Consider the following 24,235-nt stretch of genomic DNA (forward strand, 5'->3'; position numbering starts at 1 on the left):
CTGCGGGGGCTCCCTTGGTTACTAGTTGATCCCCAGGGCTTGCTCGATCGGGTGGAGCGCGAAGTAGGCGAGGAAGACCGCCGACAACACGTACAGCAGCCAGTGGATCTCGCCGAACTTGCCGCGCGCCGCCTTGAGCAGGGTGTAGGCGAGCACGCCGGCGGCGACGCCGACCGTGATCGAGTAGGTGAACGGCATGAGGACGATGGTGAGGAACGCCGGGATCGCGACCTCCAGGTCCTCCCAGTCGATTTTGCGGGCGTGCATCATCATGAGCGCGCCCACGATCACCAGCGCGGGGGCGGCGGCACCGATCGGGATCACCCCGGCCAGCGGGGTGAGGAAGATCAGAGCGGTGAGCAGCGCGCCGGTGACCACGCTGGCCAGCCCGGTCCGCGCGCCCTCGGCGACGCCCGCCGCCGACTCCACGACCGCCGTGTTGGCCGAGCCGTTCACGCCGCCGCCGATGATCGCGCCGAAGCCGTCCACGGTCAGGATCCTGCGGAGTCCGGGCATCCTGCCCTGGTCATCCAGCATCTTGGCCTCTTCGCCGACGCCGAGGATCGTGCCCATCGCGTCGAAGAAGCCGGACAGCACCAGCGTGAACAGCACCACCGAGGCGGTCACCATCCCGGCTCGTTCGAAGCCGCCGAACAGGTCGACCTTGAACAGCAGGTCGAACTGCGGCGTCGCCACGATCGAGTCCGGCAGCTTCGGCTCGACCGGCCCCCAGGCCTTCGGGTCCACCTTGGCGACCGAGTTGACCACGATCGCGAACACGGTGGCGGCGACGATGCTGATCAGCATCGCGCCCGGCACCCGCCGGACGAACAACACCAGCATCAGCACCAGGCCCGCGCAGAACACGACCACCGGCCAGCCGGTGAGCTTGCCGAAGACGCCCAGCGTGACGGGCGTCGCGGACGCCTCGTGGTGGCCGACGAAGCCGGCGTCCACCAGCCCGATCAGCGCGATGAACGCGCCGATGCCGACGCCGATCGACTGCTTGAGGGCCAGCGGGATGGCATCCATGATCAACGTGCGGATGCCGGTCAGCGCGAACAGCACGATGACGACGCCCTCCAGGACCACCAGCCCCATGGCCTGCGGCCAGGTCATGTGCGGTGCCGCCTGGAAGACCACGATCGGGGTGACGCCGAGCCCGGCGGCCATGGCCAGCGGGGCGTTCCCCACCAGGCCCATCAGGATCGTGGTCAGCCCGGCCGACAGCGCCACCATGGTGGTCAGCTGTGCGGCGTCGAGCTGGGCTCCGGTGACGTCCTTGGCGTCACCGATGATCAATGGGATCAGGACGACGAGATAGGCCATCGCCACGAACGTGGTGATGCCTCCGCGCACCTCGCGTGCGACGGTCGTCCCGCGGCCGCTCAAATCGAAGAATCGATCCAGGGCGGTGCGTGATCCCGTGCTGGGAGACGGTGACTTCGGGGGTGGTGACTTTGGGCGTGGTGTGCTGGTCTCGGTCACGGTTCGGTGCCCTCCCTCGGCGTCTGGGGTCGCCCCCAGGTAAGTACTGCGGGCGTGATCGGCCGCCGGACCGGCCCCGGACCTCCGGTCCGGGTGCCGTCCGTTCGTCTCGATCAGTGCGGTTGTGGAGTCTCTCCCGGGCGCCGTTCCCCCAGGTCACGGCGCGGGGCTGCCCCTGTTGATCAACTGCTGACCGGAAGCCTCGGCTGCGCGTTGGTCAGCCGGTGTCGGCGGGGGTGGGCCCCTGTAGGGGGCCGGCTGAAAGCACGTGCTCCGGTCGAACCGGCACTCGGGTCAGTGCTCTGCCGGTGGCGTCGCGGATGGCCGCGACGATCGCCGGGGTGGAGGAGAGCGTGGGTGGCTCTCCGGCTCCCCGCAGCCCGTATGGGGCCTTGGGGTCGGGATTCTCGAGGATGTCCAGCCGCATCGGCGGCATGTCGAGGATGGTCGGGATGAGGTAGTCGGTGAACGACGGGTTGCGGACCAGGCCACCGGAGACGACGATCTCCTCCATCACCGCCAGGCCGAGGCCCTGGGCGGAGCCGCCGTGGATCTGTCCCTCCAGGGACAGCAGGTTGAGGATCTTGCCGACGTCCTGCACGGCGGCCATCTCGACCACCTTGACCAGGCCGAGGTCCACGTCCACGTCGACCACCGCGCGGTGCACGCACAGCGCGAGCTGGGTGTGGCTGTCGCCCTGGCCGGTCACCGGGTCCATGCGGCTGGTCGGAAGGTGGTGGAACTCGCGGGTCTCCTCGATCACGTCGTCGCCGAGGATCTCCTCGATGGAGGCGATGACGCCCTCCGTCCGCGACATGATCTTGCCGCCGACCACGTTCAGATCGCCCTGCCCGATTCCCGGGAAGGCCCTGCCGAGCTTGCGTTCCGCCATCGCCAGCAGCTCGGCGCGGACCGCCTCGCAGGCGGCCTTGACCGCGCCGCCGGTCATGTACGACTGGCGGGAGGCGCTGGACGAGCCGGCGTCGCCGACCTGGTTGTCCGCGGGGTGGATGGTGACCCGCTGGACGCCCAGCTCGGTGCGGGCGATCTGCGCCTGCAGCGTGACCAGGCCCTGGCCGACCTCGGCCGCCGCCGTGTGGACGAGGGCCGTGGGTTCACCGCCGATGACCTCCAGCCGCACCCGTGCGGTGGAGTAGTCGTCGAAGGCTTCGGAGAAGCAGATGTTCTTGATGCCGACGCCGTAGCCGACGCCGCGTACGACGCCTTCGCCGTGCGTCGTCTGGGACACGCCACCGGGCAGCTCACGGATGTCGATCTCGCCGTCGGGCCCTGTGTCGAGCGGGGCGGGCATCGGCATCGCTTCGAGGCGTTCCAGCATCTCCGCAAGCGGTGCGGGCGAGTCGATGACCTGACCCGTCGCGAGCTTCGAGCCCTGGCTGACGGCGTTGATCTGCCGGACCTGGACGGGGCTGATCCCGCAGGCCTCGGCCAGTTTGTCCATCATCGACTCGTACGCGAAGCACGCCTGGACCGCGCCGAAGCCGCGCATCGCGCCGCACGGCGGGTTGTTGGTGTAGACGCCCCACGCGTCGATCTTGATGTTGGGGATCTCGTACGGGCCGACTCCGAGGGAGGCTGCGTTGCCGGTGACGTTGAGCGTGGCCGAGGTGTACGCGCCGCCGTCAAGGATGATCTCGACGTCGGCGTACAGCAGCCTGCCCTCGGCCGTCGCGCCGAACTCGTACCGCATCTCCGCCGGGTGGCGGTGCACGTGGCCGAAGAACGACTCGTACCGGTTGTAGGACATCTTGACCGGCTTGCCGGTGTGCAACGCGAGCATGCCCGCGTGGATCTGCATCGACAGGTCCTCGCGGCCACCGAACGCGCCGCCGACGCCGGCCAGCGTCATCCGGATCTGGTCCTCGGCCAGACCGAGGCAGGGCGCGATCTGTTTGAGGTCGTTGTGCATCCACTGGGTCGACACGTACATGTCGAGCCCACCGTCCTCAGCGGGCACGGCGAGGCCGGACTCCGGGCCGAGGAACGCCTGGTCCTGGATGCCGACGCTGTAGTCGCTCGACACCACCACGGCCGCCTCGGCCTTGGCCCGGCCGACGTCGCCGACGCGTACGGGCTGGTAGCGGGCGATGCCGCCGCGCTCCTGCACCTTGTACCGGTCCGGCTCGGCGATCACGGCCCGGGCGTCGGTGATCGGCTCCAGGACCTCCCACTCGATGGCGATCTTCTCCATCGCGCGGCGGGCGATCTCGGGATGGTCGGCGGCGACGAGAGCGATCGGCTCGCCCTGGTGGCGGACCTCGCTGATGGCCAGCACGGGCTGGTCCTCGGTGTGGTCGAGACCGTACAGCTTGCGGCCCGGCACGTCCTCGTGCGTGAGGACGGCGTAGACGCCGGACGTCGCCAGCGCGGGACCGATGTCGATCGAAAGGATCTTGGCGCGCGGATGCGGGCTGCGCAGCGTGGCGCCCCACAACATGCCGTCGATCCACAGATCCGACGCGTACGCGAACTCGCCGGAGACCTTGAGCGTGCCGTCCGGCCGCAGCGGACTGTCGCCCACGCCGCCCATGCCGGGCGCCGCCACGTGACCAGGTGTTTTCACAGGGCCGTTCGATTTCACAGGGCCCGGTGATTTCACAGGGGATGTCATCAGAGAACCTCCTCCGCGAGCTTCATGAGACGGCTGTGGGCGTCGGCGCCGCGGCGGGCCACTTCGTCCTGCGGGACGCTGACCAGCTCATCGTCGCTGACGACGGTCCTCCCGTTCACGATGAGCCGGGCCAGCGGCGGGGTCTGCCCGTAGGCGAACGCCGTCACCGGGTCGTCGATCGCCGCGTAGAAGCCGTCCACCCGCCAGAGCGCGATGTCGGCGAGCTTGCCGGCCTCGATCGAGCCGATCTCGGCCTCCCTGCCCAGCACCTTCGCGCCGCCGATGGTGCCGATGGCGAGGGCCTGGCGCGCGGTGAGCGCGGTCGGGCCGTACCGGGCACGCTGCATGTACATGGCCTGCCTGACCTCGCCGGCCAGCGGCACCATCTCGGCGGACGCGGCGCCGTCGACGCCGAGGCCGACCGGGACGCCGGCCGCGAGCATGTCGGCGACGCGGGCGATGCCGGCGCCGAGGCGGGCGTTGGAGCTGGGGCAGTGCGCGGCGCCGGTGCCGGTCGCGGCCATCTTCTTGATGTCGGCGTCCTGCAGGTGGACCGCGTGGGCGTACCAGACGTCGTCGCCCAGCCAGCCCACGGTCTCCATGTAGTCGACCGGGGACATGCCGAACTGCTCGACGCAGTGCTCCTCCTCGTCGAGCGTCTCGCACAGGTGGGTGTGCAGGCGCACGCCCTTGGCCCGCGCCAGCTCGGCCGACTGGACCAGCAACTCCCTGCTGACGGAGAACGGGGAGCAGGGCGCCACCGCGATCCGCAACATGGAGCCGAACGAGTCGTCGTGATAGCGGTCGATCGCAGCCTCGGTCTCGGCCAGGATCGTCGCCAGGTCCTCGACCACCTCGTCCGGCGGCAACCCGCCGTCGGACTGGCCGCGATCCATGGAGCCGCGGCAGGGGTGGAAGCGGATGCCCAGCTCGGCGGCGGCCTCGATCTCGGCGGCGAACAGGTCGCCGCGCCCGCTGGGGAAGACGTAGTGGTGGTCGGTCGAGGTGGTGGTGCCCGACTTGAGCAGCCAGCCGAGCCCGGCGCTCGCGGCACCGCGGACGACCTCGGCGTCCATCTTCGACCACGGCTTGTAGAGGGCCACCAGCCACTCGAAGAGGGTGTTGTCCTTGGCCAGGCCCTGGCTCGCCCACTGGTAGAGGTGGTGGTGCGTGTTGACCAGACCGGGGGTGGCCAGGCAGCCGCGCGCGTCGATCCGTTCGACATGGTCGGCTCGCTCGACCCGTTCGACGCGCTCGACGCGCTCGCCTCGTTCGGCGGCATTCTCGACCGCGGGGGCCGGGCCGGGGCCGACAGCCGTGATCTTGTTGCCGTCGATCACGATATGGCCGTCGGGGTGCTCCTCGCCGGTCACCGTGACGACGTACGCGTTCTCAATGATCGTTCTCACCGGCTCGATGATCGTTCTCGCTGGCTCAATGGTCGTCTTGCTCACTGGGCGGCCGCCTCTGCCTTGCGCGACGCCGCGAGCCGCACGGCGTCGAGGATCTTTTCGTAGCCGGTGCAGCGGCACAGGTTGCCGGCGAGCGCCTCGCGGATCTCGGCGTCGCTGGGGTCGGGGACCCGCTCGATCAGGTCGTGCGACTGGACGATGAGGCCCGGCGTACAGAATCCGCATTGGACCGCGCCCGCCTCGACGAACGCCTCCTGCACTGGGTCGAGCTTCTCGTCGACGCCGGTGGAGCCCTTGGCCAGCCCCTCGACTGTGATGACCTCGCGGCCCTCGACCTGACCGGCTGCGACCAGGCACGAACAGGCCGGTACGCCGTCGAGGTAGACCGTGCAGGAGCCGCATTCGCCCTGCTCGCAAGCGTTCTTCGATCCCGGGAGGCCCATCCGCTCCCGCAGCATGTAGAGCAGGCTCTCGCCTTCCCACACGTCGTCGACGGTCTCCTCAGCACCGTTCACGGTGAAGTTGACGCGCATCAGGAGGCCTCCCTTCCAACGATCTTGTTGGCCCGGTAGTCGTTCCAGGCCCAGGTCAGCGTCCGCCGGGCCATGACGGACAGGGCGTGCTTGCGGTAGTCGGCGGTGCCGCGCACGTCGTCGATCGGCGACGCCGCCTCCTTGACGAGCTCGCCGAAACGCTGCGCGGCCGAAACGCTGAACGGCGTACGGCCGTCCCAGTCCAGCTCGTTCGACAGGAACGCCTCAGCGGCGGTGGCGCGGCGCGGGGTCGGCGCGGCCGAGCCCACCCCGGTGCCCACGCGGCGCTCCTCCGGATGGAGGGCGATCGCGAACGAGCAGACCGCGATGACCATTGCGTTCCGGGTGCCGATCTTGGAGAAGTACTGGGCGCCGCTCGCCGGGGTGGTCCAGAACGCGCGGATCAGCTCGTCCGGCTCCAGGGCGTTGCGCTTGACGCCGAGGTAGAACTCGGTCGCCGGGATCATGCGGACGCCGCGCGCGGCGGACGCGACCTCGATGACCGCGTCCCCCGCCAGCAGCGGCGGATGGCTGTCCCCGGCGGGCGAGGCGGCGCCGAGGTTGCCGCCGACCGAGCCGCGGTTGCGGATCTGCGGCGAGCCGACCGTGCGGGATGCCTGGGCCAGGCCCGGCAGCTTGTCGCCCAGCTCGTCGATCAGCCGGGTGTACGGAACGGAGGCACCGATCCGGAGCCACCCACTCTTCTCCGGGGGGTGTGGGGGGTCGTCCCCCCTCGAAAGAACAGGGGCCTCGGCGGTGTCGTAGGCGGTCAGCTCCTTGATCCGGTTGAGGTCCAGGAGCGCGGGTGGGCGGTGGACGTCGAAGTTGAGCTCGACCATGACGTCCGTACCGCCCGCGATGGGCAGGGCGTCCGGGTGCTCAGCCTTGGCGGCCAGGGCGTCCGCCCAGGTCGCAGGGCGCAGGAAGTCCATATCTCTAGAATCCCTCAGTTCCAGGCGAACCCGACATCGGGTGCGTCGTCGGTGAGCACGGAGCCCTCGATCAGGCCGTACGGGCGGTCCGCGGCGAAGAAGACCTCGTTGTCGTTGTCCATGCCGAAGGGCTGCAGGTCCACGAGGAAGTGGTGCTTGTTCGGCATGGCCATCCGCACCTCGCAGATCTCCTTGCGGGCGTGCAGCACCCGGCGGCCCATCTCGTAGAGGGTCTGCTGGAGGGAGAGGCTGTGGGTCTCGGCGAAGGCGTCGAGCAGTGCCTGGCGGGCCTCGGTGTAGGAACGTCCAAACGAGTCGGTGGAGGCACGTCCAAGCGAGGAGTCGTCGCCGCGATGCCGCCACTGGGCGGAGACCTCGGTGGCAAGGATCCGGTCGTTGGTCGGCTTGAGGGTCGTGTACTCGTCCTCGATGTAGCCGTGGAATTCACTGTCCGTTGAATTGAGGACGACCAGGTCCTTCAGGCCGGAGACGACCGTGGTGCCCCTTTCCTGGTCGTAGTGGACGACGCAGGTACGGACCTCACGGCCGCTGCGGACGAAGGAGTGCTGCTTGTCGCGCAGGCCGAGGTGCGGCCCTTCCGCCACCGGGATGCGGTCCCAGAAATACTCCTCGATCTCCACGCGGGCGTGGTGGATAGAGGGCTGCGAGTCCACGAAGTGGCGGGCGAGGAGGAGCGCGAAGTCCTCGATCTCGTCGACGCCGTACTTCTTGGCGAAGGCGTACGCGGTGTTCTTCTGCGTGTCGGTCGGCAGCACGTTGGCGTTGTCACCGGTCAGATGGGCCGCTTCCATGTCGCCGGACAGCGCGGAGCTGACGTTGATGTCCTTGAGGTGGTGCGTACCGCCGTCGCGGACGACACGGACGACGCGGGTCTCCGCCTTGCCGTAGCGGTTGGGCCCGAGAACGATGGCCATCTGGTCTAGCTCCCTCGGTAGGTCGAGTAGGCGAACGGGCTCAGCAGCAGCGGCACATGGTGGTGCTGCGCCGGGTCGGTGATCGTGAAGGCCACCGCGACCTCGGGGTAGAAGTCGGAGAGCCCGGCGGTGTCGAAGGTCAGCCGGTAGGTCCCGGCACCCGGCGCCCGCCCCCAGTTCTTGATCCGCCCGTCGGCGTCGGTGCGGCGTTCGGCGACCGGCGTCCAGGCGCCGCCCGCGTCGCGCTCCTCCAGCCGTACGGCCAGGCCGGGCGCGGGCCTCCCCTTCGCAGCATCGAGCACGTGGGTCGAGAGGGTCATACGGAGTCCCCCGTGGTCTCGTCGGTGGGGCGGGGCTCGTTGAGGCTGGGCTCGTTCAGGCGTGGCTCGTTCAGGAGCTTGGTCAGCCGCAGTTCGACGATCTTGGCCAGCTCGTCGCGCACCACGGCCTGCTCGGTGTCCTCGTCGTTCTCGAGCCGGGCCTGGAGCCGACCGAGCATCTCGGCGGCGCTGCGGCCGGTCGCGCAGATGAGGAAGACGTGGTCGAAGCGCGCCTCGTACGCCCGGTTGCCCTCGATCATCGCGGCCCGCAGGTCGGCGGCTGCGGCGTCCATGCCCGACTGCTCGCCGCGCGACCAGGCGGACTCGCGGTCCTGCCCGGCAACCCGGTCACCGATCCGCGGATGGGCTTCCAGCGCCTCCAGCACGTCCTGCCAGTCCAGCCCGGCCAGCTCCCTCGCCGCGGCCGTCAGCAGCGCGGCCGGGTCGCCGAAGGGCCGCCCGCCTGCGACCGTGGCCGCCCAGCGGCGGGAGGCACAGCAGGTGAGCAGCTCGGACTCGGCATCCGCCATCGGCAGCGCGTTGAACCGTTCCAGGTTCTGGCGCGCCGCGGCAGGTCCTGTCGTCACCGGCACTTTCCGCCTCCTTATGGGTGGGTTGTCCTGAAGTACACACAGCCGACCCGGGGAAGGTGAAGAGACAGGAAGTCCGAAGTGTGACCACGCTCACCGGATACTTTTCGTGCGTTGCTCCAAGCGAAACGCCGGATGCCCCGAACCGTAGACCCTGGCGAAGATCGTGCTGAGGGCCCCGATGAACAATGGGTTAACCTCGCCCGGCGGAGGCGCCGGTGCCGGAGGGCTGCGAAGGGGGGCGATCATGAGGCTGCGGACCTTGCTCGACATGCCGGACCTGCGGCTGGCGGTCGTCACGGGAGAAGACCAGCTGGACCGGGTGATCCGGTGGGTGGTGACCACCGACATGCTCGACCCGAGCCGCTATCTGAGCGGCCGCGAACTGGTCCTCAGCGGCCTCGTCTGGCGGTCCGGCCCGGCGGACTCCGAGATCTTCGTCCAGGCCCTCACCAAGGCGGGCGTCTCCGCGCTCGCCGCCTGGGACGCCGAGGCGGGCACGATCCCGGGCGACCTCATCGACGCCTGCCGCCGCCACCGGCTGCCGCTCTTCCGCGTTCCGGAGGACGTCGCGTTCGCCACGGTCACCGAGGAAGTGGTCCGGCACCTGTCCACCGCCCGCGCCGCCGACCTGGCCGCCGTGCTGGACCGGCACCGCCGCCTGGTCGCGGGCGCCACCGAGGGCGCCGGGCTCGGGTCCATCCTCGAACTCGTCGGCCGTGACCTGGGCATGCGCTGCTGGGTGGTGACCCCTGCCGGCCGCGTCGTGGCGGGCTCGCACCCTCTCCCGGACGACATCGACCCGGCCGGGGTGGCCCGCGTCTTCCTGACCGCGCCCCGGCTGCCGCACCGGCTCCGCACGCCTGACCTGTCGATCTTCCCGGTGGCCGCCGACACCACCTCCCGCGTGGCCGACTGGTTCATCGTGTGCGAGGGCGACTGGGAGGAATGGCCCGCCGAACGCCGCGCGCTGACCGGCGAGCTGGCCGCGATCGTGGCGCTCGAACGGGTCCGTTCCGACGACCGTCTCAGCGTCGAGGGGCGGCTGGCGCAGGAACTCGTCCGCCTGATCGTCGCGGCGGCCGGAACGGACGAGATCCTGCCCCGCCTCGAACTCAGCGGCCTCGACGTCCTGTCGTCATTCGTGGCCGTCGCCGCCACCTCCCGCGGCACCGAACGCGGCGACCTGCGCCCGGGCGAGCTCCGCACCCTGCTCCGCGAGATCCTCCCCGGCCCACGTCCCGTCGTCGGGCTTCTGGACGAGGAGGTGATCGCCCTCCTCCCCGTTCCGGCCGAGGGCGAGCACGACGTCGCGGGCGGCATCCACCGCGTCCTCCAGGTCATCGCGCCCGGCCTCGCCGACAGCGGCCTGGCCGTCGGAGTGAGCGACGTCGTGGCCGCCGGTGAGCTCCGCGGCGCCGTCGAAGAGGCCCGCTACGCCCGCCGGCTCGCCGCAGGCCGCACCGACCCCGTCTGCGTCGTCGGCCATGACGAGCTGGCGACCCACGTCCTGCTTCTGGCAAGCGTCCCCGACGACGTACGGCATATGTTCCGGGTCCGTCTCCTCGACCCTCTCCTCACGTACGACGAGGTACACAAGGCCGACCTCATCCGCACCCTTGAGACGTTCCTCCAAAACTCCGGATCGTGGACGCGGTGCGCCGAACAGCTCCACCTCCACGTCAACTCCGTGCGTTACCGCATCCAGCGCATCGAGGAGCTGACCGGCCGGAACCTGTCCCGTTTGGAGGATCGTGTGGACTTCTTCCTCGCCCTCCGCCTCGGTTAGGGAGCATCCTCCAGAATCCGGCCGTGGCCCGGACCTGCCCGCGCGCGCTTGCCTGTGTGCCTGTTCAGTCAAGAACAGCGGTGGCTTCGACCTCGACAAGAAGATCAGGCTCACCGAGCGCCGCGACGCCGAGCAGTGTGATCGGCTTGACCGGGTCGACCCCCAGCCTTTCAGCCGCCCGGGCAACGCCCTCCCCGAGCAGCGGCATCTTCTCGAGCGTCCAGTCCACGACGTAAATGGTCAGCTTCGCCACGTCATCGAAGGACCCGCCGACCTCGGCCAACGCGGTTCCGATGTTGACGTAGGCCTGCTCGACCTGGGCGGCGAGATCGCCCTCCCCCACCTTCCGGCCCTCAGCATCGCGGGCTACCTGGCCCGCAAGGAAGACCAGCTTCGTCCCACTGGCGACCGCCATCTGACGGTAGACCTCAGGCTTGGGGAGCCCGTCCGGATTGATCAGCTTTATCGTCATGACCCAAAACATAGCAATGCTATGTATTGTGGCGCCATGGTGAGGACGAAAGATCCGGCGATCCGTTCCCTGCTGATCGACCGTGCCGCGCACATGCTGAGCACCCGCCAGCCGATCACCCTCCGCTCCCTCGTCGCCGGAACTGGCGTCTCGACCATGGCCGTCTACACCTACTTCGGAGGCATGGACGGCCTGTGGAAGGCGATGCGCCAAGAAGGATTCACCCGACTGGCCGCCGAGCTGAACACGGTCTCCCCCTCCCCCGACCCAGTCCATGACCTGGCCGCCCTGGGCGCCGCCTACCTCTCCAACGCCCTGGCCAACCCAGACCTCTACCGGATCATGTTCGACGCCGGGTTCGAACTGGAGGACACCACAGCAGCCGACGCGACCCTGCACCACCTCGTCCTCACGGTCGAACGAGCCAAAACCGCCGGCCGCCTCCGCCCCGACATCGACCCGCTGGAACTAGCCACCCAAAGCTGGACCATCGGCCACGGCCTGGCATCGCTGGTAGCCACCGGCCCCCTCCCGCACCAAGCCCTGGCCCACGGCATCCCCCTCCTCACCGCACTCTTCACCAGCGCAGGCGACGACCCCGGCCAGTGCCACCACTCGGTAAAACGCGGCTGGCGCCCTACGATGCCGCCATGACCCCCTGCGCAGCGTGCGGTGGGACAGTCGCACCTGACGGGCATTGCTGGGACTGCGGCGAAACACAACCGGCCTTCCGCGCGCATCTGGAGCACGCCCTCGGCCCAGGCGCCGGTGTCAGCGATCGTGGCCATCGCCGTCAAATCAACGCCGACGCCTTGGCCCTGACCACCAGCGGGGCATGGACGATCGGAGTCGTCTGCGACGGCGTCTCAATGTCCCCTCGCGCCGAACGAGCCGCCCAGGTCGCAGCCGAAACCGGGGCGGCGGCCCTTGCCACAGAGATGGAAGCAAGGACCGTGCCCGAGGTGGCACACGAAGTGGCCGCCATCCGCGCAGGCCGAGCGGTAGCCGCCTTGGCCACCTCGGTGAACACCGCTCCGGCCTGCACGTACGTCGCGGGCCTCATCGGTCCTGCCGGCATCTGGGTCGGCTGGGTCGGAGACAGCCGTGCGTACTGGCTGCCGGATGAGGGACCGGGGATGGCGCTGACCGAGGACGACATCGGCGAACACGAGGCACTCGCGGCCTGGCTAGGAGCCGACGCCGCCGAAACATCGCCGCATGGCCGTAGCTATCGCCCCCAAGGTCCAGGCTCCTTGCTCCTGTGCACGGACGGATTGTGGCGCTATCTGGGCGACGCCAGATCGTTGCAGTCCGAACTCAAGGGCAACCCACTGGAAGACGCGCAGAGATTGGTCGCGTACGCCCTAGATGCCGGTGGTCACGACAATGTGACCGCCCTGGTGATCAGACGGTAGTCGCCCAGAACACACAAGTACCCAAGTCGACGAGGGCCGGACCGCCCTGGACAGACTCCGCGGGTAGCTCGTCGACGTCCCCACTCCCGCCGGTCCTACGCCGCGCGAGCTTCAACGTCCAGCTGGCGCGCTGCTCCTGCCGATCGTGAAAGTCCGGCAAAGCGGTACCTTGCCGCCGTGACACTCGAAGACTTCTGGACGCTCATTCGCCAGTCCGCGGCGGGGAGCACCAGCCAGGACCAGCGCACTGAACGGCTGACCGCTCACCTCGCACGCCACCCGGTCCCCGAGATCATCGAGTTCGAGCTGCACCTCACTGCTCAACGAAAGCGGGTCGACACTCGGCTCATGTGGGGCGCCGCTTGGAACATCTTTCAGGGGTGGTGCTCCGACGACAGCTTCTGGTACTTCCAACCCTGGCTCATCGGCCTCGGCCGCGACACCTTCGAACGCGTAGCCGCCCACCCCGACGCCCTCGCTGAGACCCACGAAGTCCGCCGCCTCGCTGGACGCCCAAGATCGGATTGGACCGACGACGAGTGGCCGGGCTGGGAAAGCATGAACTACGTCGCGCTCGACGCCTACGATCGCGCCACCGGAGAAGAAGAGGGGCTGGAGGACGCCCTCGAAGAACGAGGCCTTTACCGTATCTGCGATGCCTTCCCAGAAGACGAACGCTGGGACTACGACGACATCGAACAGCGGCGCGCAAGACTCCCTCGACTCACAGAGCTCCTCGGCGAGCACCACCCCGCCACTTGACAGGTCTAGATCTGATTCCACGTAAATGGCGTGTAGCCGTGCGGCAGGTAGCGCCACGGGGCGCCGGTACGGTCGATGAAGACGATGGCGTCCATGGTGGTGCGCCTATGGTCTGAATTCACCCTCAATACACCGCATCCCGGGATGAGACAGGGACAAAAGTACCAAGTGGGCGCATTCAACACCACTCCCGCCAACGATCTACATTCGCCTCAGGCAGCGAGAGTCGATATATTTAATCACCTCTTGACTCGATACCCCCACTTGCAGGGAGTTTGATGCCGATTAGTGGCATTGATGCCGACCCAAGAGATGCCCTTCCTTAACCGAAGTATGTCCCGGCCATGAGTGAGCGCTGCCGCTTTCCCCGCGACCTGTCCGACGGAACACAAAGCCGCAGGTCGCCCGGTGTTTGCCGTACACGGATCAGGCGTACGCGGTCCGCCCGCTCCACTTCCTGGCACTACGGTTTCCGGTCGGCGAGCGGCTTGACGGACCTGAGGGCGCTGCCTATTGGTATGGCCTGGACGACAGTGGCCGGAACTGGGCCGAACAGCAGGGGCATATTGCTCTTTCACCGCATTCTACGGGATGCTCTCCGTCATGAGCAGAATCACCAAACGGCTGGAGAAGCAACGCGTCATCCACGCCGATGATCTCCTTGCAGAGGTCGAGCTACTGGACGCGTATCCTCACAGGTACGTCTTCGTGATGGGCTACCGCGAGGGCTGGGCTGGGCTGTTCCGGGCCGTTGAAGTGCTTGAAGGGCGTGGCTGGGAGATAGTGAGCTGGACCATTGACTACACCAATGGATGCGGCGCCGTGGCGCGCCGTCTCTTATAGTTTTCACCGCGGTTGGCCTGTCGGTAAGACAGCTAACACCAGACGTCAGGCGTCCTTGCAGGTAGCGCCGCTGCTCCACAGGCCCCGGCTGCCGGAGGCGGCCCAGATGATCGCGATCCATTCGCAGGACTCTTGGTTCGGATCGGCTGTGAAGCGTACGTACATCCTGATCGAGTTCGTCGGTTTCGCTGCGGTCAGCCTGGTCGTCGATGCTCTTGTCAAGCTGTGGAGGTGTCATTGGCGCCTGCCGGGTCATTCAGTGCTGAGTTCGGCTCGGCGGCCGCACCGCGGGGAGCTCCGATTCGGAGCCTCGTCCCTGTTCAAGTACTTGTAGAGAATGGAACGGGACACCCAGCAGGCGGGCGATGGAGGCGATCGTCTCGTCAGGATTGGCGAGCAGGGCGTGGGCGTGCCGGATCTGTTCGCCGGTCATCGCGGGCAGTCGGAAGCGCTGAGCTTGTCGCGCAACAGTTCCCGTGTGATGCGGTCCAGCCGCGCTGCGGCGTCGCGGCCACGCACCCGACCCTCACCCAAGCCTGGGCCGACACCGCGTACTGCATCGCCGTCACCGACCACGCCGCAACCCTGGCGACCCGGATGCGACGAGGTCGAGGACTGGATGGTCAGCTTGGACTCGACCACCAACCGGGCCCACCGGCACGCCGCCGGGGCCCGCAAGGCCCCGGCGTCCGATTACCCCACAGGGGGACATCTCGAATGAAGAAATCCGGGCGAGAGGCGTTGGGCAAGTCCCAGGTGGCTGGACGACCAAGATTCACCTGCCCGCCGACCGGCGCTGCCGTCCGATCGCCCGGCTGATCAGCCCTGGCCGACCGTGTCGCACTCCAGGGGTCGCTGCGGCCGACAAGGCCTACTCCTCCCGAGCCAACCGCCGCTACATACGGCGACGCGGGATCCGGGCGGTGATCGCAGTGCTGTTTCGGCAGGCTCAAGGAGTTCCGAGCCGTCGCGACCAGAGACGACAAACGAAAACGAATCTACCTGGGCACTGTCGACGTCGCCGCGATCCGGATCTGGCTCCGCGATCCCGTCACATGATCCACGGGACAGGCCTAGGGCGACGGTGCCTGCCAGACCATTTGCATGACGGTGGCGACCAACTGGCGAGGGACTTGCCCAGGGCGTCGGTACCGCGAACTGCCGACGCCGTGACCTACTGCCGACCTGGCGGATTCATCGCCGACGACACGGGCCCACCTGGCGCGGGGCGGCTTCAGTCGTCGCGCCCGGCACCGCGATCGGGTGCGCTCATGTCCCCCGTCCCGGGTATGCCGTCGGCGAGCCCGTAGCGCAGGTACACGCTGCCCTTGGGGCCGGCGGCCGGCGGTTCGAGGAGGGTGAGGTTCGTGGGCACCGCGCCGCCGTCGAACACCTTCTTGCCGACGCCGAGCATGATCGGGTGCACCCAGAGGTCAAGACGGTCGAAGAGCTTCTCGCGCAGGAGGGTCTGCACCAGGTTCAGGCTCCCGACGACCTTCACGTGCTCGTGCCGGTCACGGATCTCGCGCACCGCACCGGCCAGATCCGGGCCGAGCTGCGTGGACCCGGCCCACGAGAGGTCGGGCTTGCCGCGCGAGGCCACGTACTTGGGGACGCTGTTGAAAAGCGTGGCGATCTCGTTGTCCTGGCCGCCCTCCTGGTACGGCCAGAAGGCGGCGAAGATGTCATACGTCCGCCGCCCGAGCAGGAGGGCGTCCGTGCCCTCGTACGCGGCACCGATCTGCGCCCCGGCGACCTCGTCCAGCAGGGGCGCCTGCCAGCCGCCGAACGGGAACCCCACCGGGTCCTCGTCGGGGCCGCCGGGCGCCTGCCCGACGAGATCGAGGGTTGCGAACATCTCGATGTGGATGAGGCCCATGCCCTACTCCCGATGAGTCTGGTTGTCTCGGTCGGGAGGTAGACCTGCGGGCGCCGACAGGCTCATCGCTGCGACAGCACCCAGCTTCGTACTCCTCGCCCGGTCACCATCCCGTCCCGCTGTCAGCATCCTTGCGACGCCCGGCAACAGGGCTCAAAAGGTGCACTGAGCGCCTTGATCCAGGCTCCCACGTCCGATTCCACGAACAGCACATGCCGACCGATCTTGAACGCACAGCACCGGTGCCCTGCTCACGCCACCAGGCCGGGACGCCGCACCGACACTCGCGATAGATCACAGGCCGCATCCAAACCGGGTGACTCGCCTGCCTCCAGCGTAACCGCAGGTCACCGGCGCGATCTATGGCTGTGGCGCCCGGGCGTGTCCTGTAGATCTTGGTGGGGTTCGTCTGATAACTCCGTCCCATGGCGAGAAACGAATGAGCTGCCACAGCCTGATGGGGTGTGCGCAAGTGAGGGGCGGGCTTGCCGGAGTCTCGAAATGAATGAGGCCGCACCATGGGCCGCCGATCCTCGGCTGGCGGAACTGGAGACGGTGGTGCGTGCTTGGGGAAAGCCCTTCGGCTACAGGGTGCGATGGTCCCATGGAGCGATTCCGCTGTGGGGCATCAACGATGAGCGTCCCTACCTGTCTGTCGACCTTGTCGAATCCGATGGCCGAGACGACGTTGTGGTTGTCATTCCGCTAGATGGCGGCGATCTGGTGGTCGGTATGGTCAACGGGGCGAGCGGAATCTGCAGAGGTTGGGAGTGCGGCCCTGACCAGCTCCTCGATGTGCTGAAGGAGGCGGATGAGTACTCGCGATCCTGCCAAAGCTTTGCCGATGCCGGCCTGCACTGATCGCGGCAGCGTTTCGCGAGGCGCCCACGTTCACCACCACAGCAACTCTTCGATCGGTTCATTGCCTCTGAGTCCAAGACCGGAGGCCGCCCGCCCTTGGACCCCCGCCGCACACGGTTGCCCTATGGGTCCTTCTTCAGGGGACGGCCCGGATACCGCGTCGCCACAGGTAGCGGCGGTTGCGTCGGGAGGAGTTAGGCCTTGTCGGCCATCACCTGGGCCGGACGCCGGCGGGGCCGCCCCAGGCCACGGCGCGGACCCAGTAGCGGGATGAACCGGGGAGAGTCGCCATGCCTGCACGGGTGATATGACGGCAGCGCCGGTCGGCGACCAAGCGGATCTTGATGGACGGCCCGCGCAAGCGGGAGAAGCGGCAGTACGGGGAGCCGGTGCTCAAGAAGGTGCGCCAGCTGATCGAGTCGGTCGACGACACCCTCAAAGCCCAGCTGAACACGGCGGTCGGACCGTCGAGGGCGTCGCCATCCAGGTGGCCCAGCGTGTCCAGCGATGGCGGCCGGGATCTGGCACAACAAGGTCGTGCACCGGTTACCTGGTCGCCTACGATCACTGATCGCAGCGGCCAACTGCCCGCTCACCGGGTCGGCATGCCTCCGTGCGGGCTGTTGACCACCAAGGGCAGTGACCCTTCGGCAAGGTAGAAGTGCCCGGGAAAGTAGTCGATGTGGAGGTGACCGCCGCCCTCTGCGGCGGCCATTGCTTGCAGATTCTCCGCGAGTACAGCCCTGCTGGCGGAGTCACCGCTGATCACAAGGATCTGCTGCTCGGGGTCCCGGTGGATGAGGACCCCGGGGCCGGAAGTCTTCTTGACCTCGACCCCGGCCAAGGTGTTGCTGCCCGGCGAGGATGTGGAGCGGAGCAGCCCCTCGCCCTGGGCCACCGCGCTGGCCAAGCGCGTCAGTTCTTCCGCCGATGCGGAGAGATCCACTTCGCCGTACGTGGGGTCAGAGACCAGCCTCACGGGCGTCACTCCTTCAAAGCCGGACTCTCATGATGCCTGCCCACCAAGATCGTCCGTCATCCGAAGACGGCCAGATGCAGCGGGGCACATCGGAGCTACTCGTCTAGGGCGGATCACAGGGCGCGCACCGACCCGGACCGTGCTTCCGGCCAGGGACGCGGAGACTTCGATGACAGCAAACGCACAAGCCGACGCGTGACATCACCGGGCAAAGGCACCGGTCCCCACGCCGCCTCCACCTCCGCGCCAGCCTGGCCGTTCTGGCGGCAGCTGGCCGTGTATCGGAAGTGGAGCTCATCAAGTGTCGAGCGGCAGTTCCAACAGTTCTTCTGAGGGTTGGAAACCGGCCCGCTGCCAGAGGGGGCTGCTGCGCTCTGAGGGCCAGACGATCAGAGTGTCGAAGCCTGCCCTGTGTGAGTGCTGTTTCAGCGCCTCCAGGAGTGCGGAGCCTGCTCCCTTGTCGCGTTGCGACGGCGTGACGTAGAAGTTCGTGACGTAGCCGACCGGGGTGTTGTCGATGTACGGATCCGGCATCCTCTCTACCGGGCAGAGGAAGACGTGGCCGCAGATTTCGCCTCCGGTCTCCGCGACCCAGGCCAGCCATTGGCCATCGCTGAGCCGGTCGCGGATCCAGTGTTCGGCCTCTTCCAGGGGCCGGGCCGGTGCTGGCGGCTGCCCTTCGTAATCCTCTTGCTTGAACGTCCAGCGCATTTCGGCCAGGGGCCGGGCATCGGCGGGTCGGGCCGGGCGCACGATGAAGTCTGTGGTCATGAGGTGAGTTTCGCCTCTTTGCCCTGGCGAGGTGAATTGATTTCCGTACAGGTCACAGCCATTCGCTGATGGCCGCAACGAGGACAGTGGCTTCGTGCGGGTGGCCACCGCGGGCACCGAGCTTCTTCCGGTGGCGGATGTGATCAGCCTTGTCCGGGATGGTGCAGCGGATCCCGCGCTTGCGCAGGTAGGCGCGGTTCTTGCAGGAGGCGTACGCCTTGTCGGCCCGCACTCGGTCGGGGCGGGTGCGGGGCCTGCCAGGCCCAGACGACGAACCTGGATCTGCTTCAGCACGGCCTCGAATTGTGGGGAGTCCCCGCGCTGCCCGGCTGTAATCACGATCGACATCGCCTTCTGGCCCTGCTCGACGGCCAGGTGCAGCTTGGTGGTCAGGCCGGCGCGCGAGCGTCCAAGCCCATGGTCGGCCGGCTCGGTCTCAATCCGCCGGGCGACTCAGCCTGCACATCCCCCTTTTCCGCGCCCCGGCGGCGTGCTGGTGGGCCCGGCACACCCCGCCATGGTGCCCCAGTCCGCGTCCGCCACCGTATGCCGTCGATCAGCTGTCGCCGGGTCCACATCGGCGGCCGTCCAGGCTTCTTGCCGGTCGGCAACAAGGGCTCCAGCCGGGCCCATTGCACATCGGTCAAGTCTCCACGCGACACGAAGCGAGATCATCGCACTTGAAGATCCACTTCCAATACAGGTCCTAGATGATTGCTTCCAGGGCGGGTCAGTGATCGTAAGCGGTCAGGGCGCGCCTCACGGACTGGCCGGTGTGGTCGTTGTGCCAGATCGCTGCGGTCAGCGCCAGGAGGCGTTGCAGAACTCGGGCGATCACGCCTGTGTGGGTGCGGCCGCGGTGTCGTTCCAGGTCGAGCTGGCCCTTGAAGGTCTCATTGATCGACTCGATCACCTGCCGGTGCGGCTTGAACAGCGCCGCGCCGGCCTGCTCGGCCTCGCCCTTGCGGGCCGGGCGCAACAGACGCAGGCCCAGCTCGCCCAGGCACTGCTCGAAGGTTCGCCCGAAGTAGTTCTTGTCTGCGATCAGCGTCTGCCCCGCGCGGTCGGCGAGCAGGCCGGGCTCGACCTCGAACATCGCCAGCAGAGTCTCGCGCTCGTCGGCCTTGGCCCCGGTCAGCGCGAACGCCACCGGCAGGCCGTGCAGGGTGCATACCAGGTGCAGCCGCAGGCCCCAGAAGAAGCGGGAGTGGGAGGCGCAGTAGCCGTACTCAGCCCAGCAGGCCAACTCGGAGCGCTTGACGGTCTCGCGGGAGCGGCCGCACTCCACCGGGGTGGAGTCCACCACCCACACATCGTCGCTCCACAGTGTGGTGTCGACCGCCAGCAGCCGGATGACCCGCTGGATCATCCCGGCCGCTTTGCGTAGCCGCTTGTTGTAGCCCGGGGCCTTGGGCAGATACGGGAACAGGTGCCGCAGGCGGGCGCGGGCATGGCGGATGAAAGCGCCGCTCGGAGGTGAACCCGAGCAGCGCCTGCATCACCGACAGCGTGACCAGCTCGGCGTCGGAAAGGTTGGGCGTGATCCCCACCGCTGGGCGCCACGGCGCAAGGTCCGGGGATTCCAGCAGCAGGTCGGCGGTCCGCACGTAGAGTGCGGTCGTGAGGGTGTCCAGATCGGCATCCAGCGCCTGCCCCTCCACGATTCAGCATCACGCAACACTGATCCTGGACACCTCGCCCATACCCGGCAGGCCCGCCGTGCCCTCACTGGGCCAGACCGGATGCTTCACGCCTGCTTCCGGTAGGTGCGGAAGGCACGCGTGGACAGCAGGCCCATGACGAGGGCTGCCGCTGCGAGCAGCCCCAGGTGCACCCAGACCGTGCTCCAGTCGGTGTGGGCGCCCATCGCCTCTCGGGCCGCGACGACCGCCCATTCCATGGGGTTGTAGTCGGCAACGACACCGACCCAGCCCGGGGCCAGGCCGAGGTCCATCACGGCCGAGCTGAGGAACATCAGCGGCAGCGTGGTGAATTGGGAGATCGCGATGAGCGTCGCCTGCTGGCGGGTCAGCAGCGCCACTGCGTCCGACAGTGCCGAGAAGGTCAGGGTCAGCAGCACCGCGGCAAGCAGTGTGACGCCGACGCCGACGACGCTCCCGGGCAACCGGGCGCCGGCGGCCAGGGCGATGGCGACGATGATCACGCTCTGGATGAGCGTCTGGATCGCCTGGTAGGCCATGGTCGCGATCACCATGGCGCCCCGGCTGGCGGGGGAGGTGAGCATCCGGTCCATCACACCGCGATCGATGTCCTGCAGGTAGGTCGTTCCTGCCCACGCGCTCGCGAACAGCGCGGTCATCATCACCACGCCCGGCGTGAGGAACTGCAGGAAGCCGCCGCCCGCGTGCGTGAACCCGGGCAGGTCCGCCACCGAGCGGAACAGCTGTCCGAACAGCAGCAGCCAGATCACCGGCTGCACCAAGCCGATGACGAGGAAGGTCGGCATCCGCCGCAGGGCGCGCAGCAGACGGCCGGTCAGGAGCGCGGCGTGGGTGAGCACGGTCAGCGGACGCGCACCGATGAAGTGCTGGTGTGCGGTGGTCACTCCGTCACCTCCAGAGCCTTCGGCGCCGCGTCGGTATCGAAGCTGTGGCCGGTGTGTCGCAGGTAGACGTCATCGAGCGAGGGCCGGGCGAGAGTCGCGGAGGTCACAGCCATGCCCGCTTCCTCCAGTGCGGCCAGTACGGGTGGCAACGCCCGGGCACCGTCATCGGTTCGGCCACGGACACTGCTCCCGTCCATGGCGATGTCCCGCAACTCCGATACCGTCTGCAGGGCCGCGAGCGCCCGGTCGTCGGCCTGGGCCAACTCGACGTGCACCGCGTCGCCGCGCAGGCCGCTCTTGAGTCCGCTCGGGGTGCCGGCGGCGACCACCGTGCCCTGGTCGACGATCGCAAGCCGGTCGGCGAGGTGATCGGCCTCCTCCAGATAGTGCGTCGTCAACAGCACCGTCATCTGCTCGTCCCCGGCCATCCGTGCGATCTCGGCCCACATTTCGCTGCGAGCGTGGGGGTCGAGCCCGGTCGTCGGTTCGTCGAGGAAGAGCACCTGGGGGCGGTGCATCAAGCCGAGCGCGACGTCGAGCCTGCGCGCCATACCGCCGGAGTAGGTCTGCACCAGCCGGTTCGCGGCGTCGGCCAGGCCGAACCTGTCGAGGAGCTCGCGGGCGCGCGCCATGGCATCCCGACGGGACATTCCGTGCAGGCGTCCGGCGAGCAGCAGGTTCTCGATTGCGGTGCCCATCGGATCCGTACCGGACTTTTGCGACACGAACCCGATCACCCGGCGCACCTGCTCGGGCCGCGTCGCCACCTCGATCCCGGCCACGCGAGCCGATCCCGAGTCGGCAGCCGAGAGCGTCGAGAGGATCTTCACCGTGGTCGACTTGCCGGCCCCGTTCGGCCCGAGCAGCCCGAATACGGTCCCCTGCGCCACGGCGAAGCTCAGCCCTCGCAGTGCCCTGATGGACGGCTTGTTCCTGCCAGCCGGATAACTCTTGACCAGATCAACGGCCTCCACGGCCGGATCTCCTACGTGGGCAGCACCCATCGTCACACCCCTTGTCAGGACTTGGTGTGACTCCCACCTTCCTGGTGTCACCGGACACGAGGAGGCTTGATGGCGAGGGCTGGACCCTACGGCGAGTAGTCGCCACAGAGGCTAGCACGCGAGTGCACCAGACCAGGTCCCGGTGTCTACCGCGGTGGTCCGCATCCTGTACACCTACAACCCAGCGCCCCCTTGGAAGCAATCGTCTAGAACGGATGAGGTCTCCGCGTTGGCCTGGCGGACTTCGGGGCTGCGCTGTGGCGTGCGCATCGGTAAAAGGACGCATGGGGTCCACTGGCGGCCGAATGTGACGAAGTGAGGCCGCCAGCGGCTGGGCGTGACCGGCTAGGCCACCTTGGGGGCACGTTCGGTGCTGATCCACTCAAGGTGGTTGGCGGTTTGGACGCGGCGCTGTCTGCCTGTTTTCCATGGCAGGGGTGGTGGCAGGGTCCGGTACACGTACTGGCCCTGGGTGTTGTGGGTGATCTCTACTTGGTCGGGGTGGGCGTGTTTCCACCGGTTGTGCCAACCGCAGCAGAGGGCGAGCTTGTCGATGTCGGTGGGGCTGTTGCCCAGTGCCCATCCATCGACGTGGTCGACTTCGCAGAGGGTGCCGGGGATGGGGCAGTGCTCCACAGCGCAGGTGGAGTAGAGGGTCTCGAGTACCTGCCGCTGCCCTTGGCTGGCGAACCGCGTGGCGTGGCCGAAGTAGAGCGGGACGTTTCCGGCTCCCAGGATCAGTGGGGAGACGCGCGCGCTCAGGGCGATACGGCGAGCCTGCTCAGCGGGAAGAGGAGTGCCGTCGGGCAGCCGCGCGGAGGTCTTCACGTCGGCACGACCAGTTTGGGCGCCGGGGTCTTCGGTCAGGGCCTCCAGATCGACGATGACCGTGACCTTGGTGGCCTTGTGGCCGCCCGACAACACGCTGGACAGGACGGCTGCGGTGCGTTCTGCGGTGTCGCGCAGGTCGTCCGGTCCGGCGGGCTCGGCCAGCGGGTCCAGAGTGCCGTGCCAGATGGCCGAGTCTTCGGGGTTAAGCCATCCCTTGACGTAGCTGCCACCGTCCAGTGAACGGGTGGCGACCATCCACGACCGCTCGTACTCCCGCTTGGTCTCCTCTGGAAGGTCGACGCCATCTCGTTCAGCGATCACGTCTCGGATGCGATGTCCCAAGCGCGCGACCTTGACTGGCGAAACACCCTCGTCGGCCAGGCCGAGCAGAATGTCTTCCGCCTTGGCGCAGTCTTCGTCGGACAAGCGGTGGACGGCTTCAGCGATCGTGGCCGCGTATCCGTAGGACAGGTCGCCTGCCGCCCAGCGCTTGTCGACCTGAGTGAGCCGGGGCAGCTGACGGGCGAGTCTGAGCCGCTCTTGGGCACGTCCGTCGCGCATACCCAGCGTGGTACGCAGCCAGGCCTTGGTCGAGGCGAATCCCCAATCCTTGACCACTCCGCTGATGTCGACACGGGCGATCAAACCGGCGAGAGCGTGCTCGGTCTGGTCGACAGCGCCTGCCAGGATCTCGGCGAGCTCTTTGCAGGAGGTACCGGATTCATCGGCTTCGCGGGTGGCGAGCTCGGCAGCGATACCTGCCAGCCCTTCCACCAAGTCGACGGTGGAAGAGTCAGCGAGATCGCGTGGACTCGAAAGCATGAGCTCAGTATATCGAGTGACAGTTTCACAATTTGGACACAATGGACGGGAGGGTGGAATTAAACTGGCCACAGCTTTCTTACTGATCGGAAAGGCCATCAGATTGATGGCAAATGCGGTTGATGATCGTCTTGCGGGCCGCGCAAGCTGAGGTGGGTGCGGTCTCGAATAAGCTGGCTGGACACGCTGGACGGCTGAGCGGTGCCGAAATGACCCGCTGTGCTTCCGTGCAGCAGTTCGCGCCTTGCTGATGCTCCTATGTTGTCAATGGGTTTGGGGTTGTGAGGATGTGGTAGATCTCGCGGGCGACATAGCGTTTGAGGCAGCGGATGATTTCTTTCTTGGACAGGCCGTCTTTGGTGCGCCGTTGCACGTAATCGCGGGTGCGGGGATCGCGGG

General features: G+C 67.9%; 24 protein-coding genes and 2 pseudogenes. 6 read left to right on the forward strand and 20 right to left on the reverse strand.

Annotation, left to right across the window (positions count from 1 at the left end):
* Positions 1-21: 21 nt before the first annotated feature.
* The 8 genes from ACH34W_RS40470 to uraD all read right to left on the reverse strand — a co-directional run bounded on the left by ACH34W_RS40470 (position 22) and on the right by uraD (position 8,839).
* Positions 22-1,392 carry an NCS2 family permease gene (locus ACH34W_RS40470; RefSeq protein WP_395966492.1) on the reverse strand — a complete coding sequence of 457 codons (1,371 nt, stop codon included), beginning with the start codon at positions 1,390-1,392 and terminating at the stop codon, positions 22-24.
* A gap of 313 nt (positions 1,393-1,705) precedes the next feature.
* Complete coding sequence (locus ACH34W_RS40475) at positions 1,706-4,039, reverse strand: xanthine dehydrogenase family protein molybdopterin-binding subunit (protein ID WP_395966521.1); 2,334 nt, start codon at positions 4,037-4,039, stop codon at positions 1,706-1,708.
* A gap of 80 nt (positions 4,040-4,119) precedes the next feature.
* Positions 4,120-5,529 carry an 8-oxoguanine deaminase gene (locus tag ACH34W_RS40480; protein WP_395966493.1) on the reverse strand — a complete coding sequence of 470 codons (1,410 nt, stop codon included), beginning with the start codon at positions 5,527-5,529 and terminating at the stop codon, positions 4,120-4,122.
* Between the two features lie 41 nt (positions 5,530-5,570).
* Complete coding sequence (locus tag ACH34W_RS40485; protein ID WP_395966494.1) at positions 5,571-6,065, reverse strand: (2Fe-2S)-binding protein; 495 nt, start codon at positions 6,063-6,065, stop codon at positions 5,571-5,573.
* Positions 6,065-6,997 carry an FAD binding domain-containing protein gene (locus ACH34W_RS40490; protein ID WP_395966495.1) on the reverse strand — a complete coding sequence of 311 codons (933 nt, stop codon included), beginning with the start codon at positions 6,995-6,997 and terminating at the stop codon, positions 6,065-6,067. The genes ACH34W_RS40485 and ACH34W_RS40490 overlap by 1 nt, the downstream gene beginning before the upstream one ends.
* A 14-nt stretch (positions 6,998-7,011) precedes the next feature.
* Positions 7,012-7,932, reverse strand: a complete 921-nt coding sequence (gene pucL / locus ACH34W_RS40495) for a factor-independent urate hydroxylase (protein ID WP_395966496.1) — start codon at positions 7,930-7,932, stop codon at positions 7,012-7,014.
* A 5-nt stretch (positions 7,933-7,937) separates the two neighbouring features.
* Positions 7,938-8,252: a hydroxyisourate hydrolase gene (gene uraH, locus ACH34W_RS40500; protein ID WP_395966497.1), complete on the reverse strand. Its 315-nt coding sequence runs from the start codon at positions 8,250-8,252 to the stop codon at positions 7,938-7,940.
* Positions 8,249-8,839, reverse strand: coding sequence for a 2-oxo-4-hydroxy-4-carboxy-5-ureidoimidazoline decarboxylase (gene uraD, locus ACH34W_RS40505; protein WP_395966498.1), 591 nt, complete (start codon positions 8,837-8,839; stop codon positions 8,249-8,251). Before uraD ends, uraH begins: the two co-directional genes overlap by 4 nt.
* 250 nt (positions 8,840-9,089) lie before the next feature.
* Here uraD and ACH34W_RS40510 point away from each other — a divergent pair, with 250 nt between their 5' ends.
* Complete coding sequence (locus ACH34W_RS40510; RefSeq protein WP_395966499.1) at positions 9,090-10,631, forward strand: PucR family transcriptional regulator; 1,542 nt, start codon at positions 9,090-9,092, stop codon at positions 10,629-10,631.
* A 64-nt stretch (positions 10,632-10,695) separates the two neighbouring features.
* On the opposite strand, the gene ACH34W_RS40515 is transcribed toward ACH34W_RS40510, so the two are convergent.
* Entirely contained in the window at positions 10,696-11,103 is a 408-nt protein-coding gene (locus tag ACH34W_RS40515) for a RidA family protein (protein WP_395966500.1), read from the reverse strand.
* Positions 11,104-11,139: 36 nt separating this feature from the next.
* Between ACH34W_RS40515 and ACH34W_RS40520 the strand changes: the two genes are divergently transcribed.
* The 4 genes from ACH34W_RS40520 (at position 11,140) to ACH34W_RS40535 (ending at position 14,123) form a co-directional block, all read left to right on the forward strand.
* The gene (locus ACH34W_RS40520; RefSeq protein ID WP_395966501.1) at positions 11,140-11,757 is read left to right on the forward strand and encodes a TetR/AcrR family transcriptional regulator; all 618 of its coding nucleotides are present in this window, start codon (positions 11,140-11,142) and stop codon (positions 11,755-11,757) included.
* Complete coding sequence (locus ACH34W_RS40525; protein ID WP_395966502.1) at positions 11,754-12,518, forward strand: PP2C family protein-serine/threonine phosphatase; 765 nt, start codon at positions 11,754-11,756, stop codon at positions 12,516-12,518. Before ACH34W_RS40520 ends, ACH34W_RS40525 begins: the two co-directional genes overlap by 4 nt.
* A gap of 177 nt (positions 12,519-12,695) precedes the next feature.
* A complete protein-coding gene (locus ACH34W_RS40530) occupies positions 12,696-13,280 on the forward strand; it encodes a DUF4240 domain-containing protein (protein WP_395966503.1) in 585 nt (194 codons plus the stop codon).
* A gap of 603 nt (positions 13,281-13,883) precedes the next feature.
* Complete coding sequence (locus ACH34W_RS40535; protein ID WP_395966504.1) at positions 13,884-14,123, forward strand: hypothetical protein; 240 nt, start codon at positions 13,884-13,886, stop codon at positions 14,121-14,123.
* A gap of 256 nt (positions 14,124-14,379) precedes the next feature.
* Here the strand turns inward: ACH34W_RS40535 and ACH34W_RS40540 are convergent, their stop codons facing one another.
* A complete protein-coding gene (locus ACH34W_RS40540; RefSeq protein WP_395966505.1) occupies positions 14,380-14,556 on the reverse strand; it encodes a hypothetical protein in 177 nt (58 codons plus the stop codon).
* Between the two features lie 801 nt (positions 14,557-15,357).
* A complete protein-coding gene (locus ACH34W_RS40545; protein ID WP_395966506.1) occupies positions 15,358-16,002 on the reverse strand; it encodes a dihydrofolate reductase family protein in 645 nt (214 codons plus the stop codon).
* Positions 16,003-16,503: 501 nt separating this feature from the next.
* Between ACH34W_RS40545 and ACH34W_RS40550 the strand changes: the two genes are divergently transcribed.
* Positions 16,504-16,863, forward strand: coding sequence for a hypothetical protein (locus tag ACH34W_RS40550; protein WP_395966507.1), 360 nt, complete (start codon positions 16,504-16,506; stop codon positions 16,861-16,863).
* 592 nt (positions 16,864-17,455) lie between these two features.
* Here the strand turns inward: ACH34W_RS40550 and ACH34W_RS40555 are convergent.
* The 9 genes and pseudogenes from ACH34W_RS40555 to ACH34W_RS40595 form a co-directional block, all read right to left on the reverse strand.
* Entirely contained in the window at positions 17,456-17,842 is a 387-nt protein-coding gene (locus ACH34W_RS40555; RefSeq protein ID WP_395966508.1) for a hypothetical protein, read from the reverse strand.
* 297 nt (positions 17,843-18,139) lie between these two features.
* Positions 18,140-18,613: a GNAT family N-acetyltransferase gene (locus ACH34W_RS40560; RefSeq protein WP_395966509.1), complete on the reverse strand. Its 474-nt coding sequence runs from the start codon at positions 18,611-18,613 to the stop codon at positions 18,140-18,142.
* Positions 18,614-18,665: 52 nt separating this feature from the next.
* The gene (locus ACH34W_RS40565) at positions 18,666-18,845 is read right to left on the reverse strand and encodes a hypothetical protein (protein WP_395966510.1); all 180 of its coding nucleotides are present in this window, start codon (positions 18,843-18,845) and stop codon (positions 18,666-18,668) included.
* Between the two features lie 157 nt (positions 18,846-19,002).
* A complete protein-coding gene (locus ACH34W_RS40570; RefSeq protein WP_395966511.1) occupies positions 19,003-19,275 on the reverse strand; it encodes a transposase in 273 nt (90 codons plus the stop codon).
* Positions 19,276-19,343: 68 nt separating this feature from the next.
* Positions 19,344-20,259: pseudogene (locus ACH34W_RS40575) on the reverse strand (IS982 family transposase).
* 101 nt (positions 20,260-20,360) lie between these two features.
* Positions 20,361-21,179 carry an ABC transporter permease gene (locus ACH34W_RS40580; protein ID WP_395966512.1) on the reverse strand — a complete coding sequence of 273 codons (819 nt, stop codon included), beginning with the start codon at positions 21,177-21,179 and terminating at the stop codon, positions 20,361-20,363.
* The gene (locus ACH34W_RS40585) at positions 21,176-22,153 is read right to left on the reverse strand and encodes an ATP-binding cassette domain-containing protein (protein WP_395966513.1); all 978 of its coding nucleotides are present in this window, start codon (positions 22,151-22,153) and stop codon (positions 21,176-21,178) included. Before ACH34W_RS40585 ends, ACH34W_RS40580 begins: the two co-directional genes overlap by 4 nt.
* A gap of 375 nt (positions 22,154-22,528) precedes the next feature.
* The gene (locus ACH34W_RS40590; RefSeq protein ID WP_395966514.1) at positions 22,529-23,836 is read right to left on the reverse strand and encodes a DUF222 domain-containing protein; all 1,308 of its coding nucleotides are present in this window, start codon (positions 23,834-23,836) and stop codon (positions 22,529-22,531) included.
* Between the two features lie 256 nt (positions 23,837-24,092).
* Positions 24,093-24,235: pseudogene (locus ACH34W_RS40595) on the reverse strand (IS110 family transposase); the annotation flags it as partial.

Origin of the sequence: Actinomadura sp. 6N118, assembly GCF_044326415.1 — a bacterium.
Lineage (GTDB): Bacteria > Actinomycetota > Actinomycetes > Streptosporangiales > Streptosporangiaceae > Spirillospora.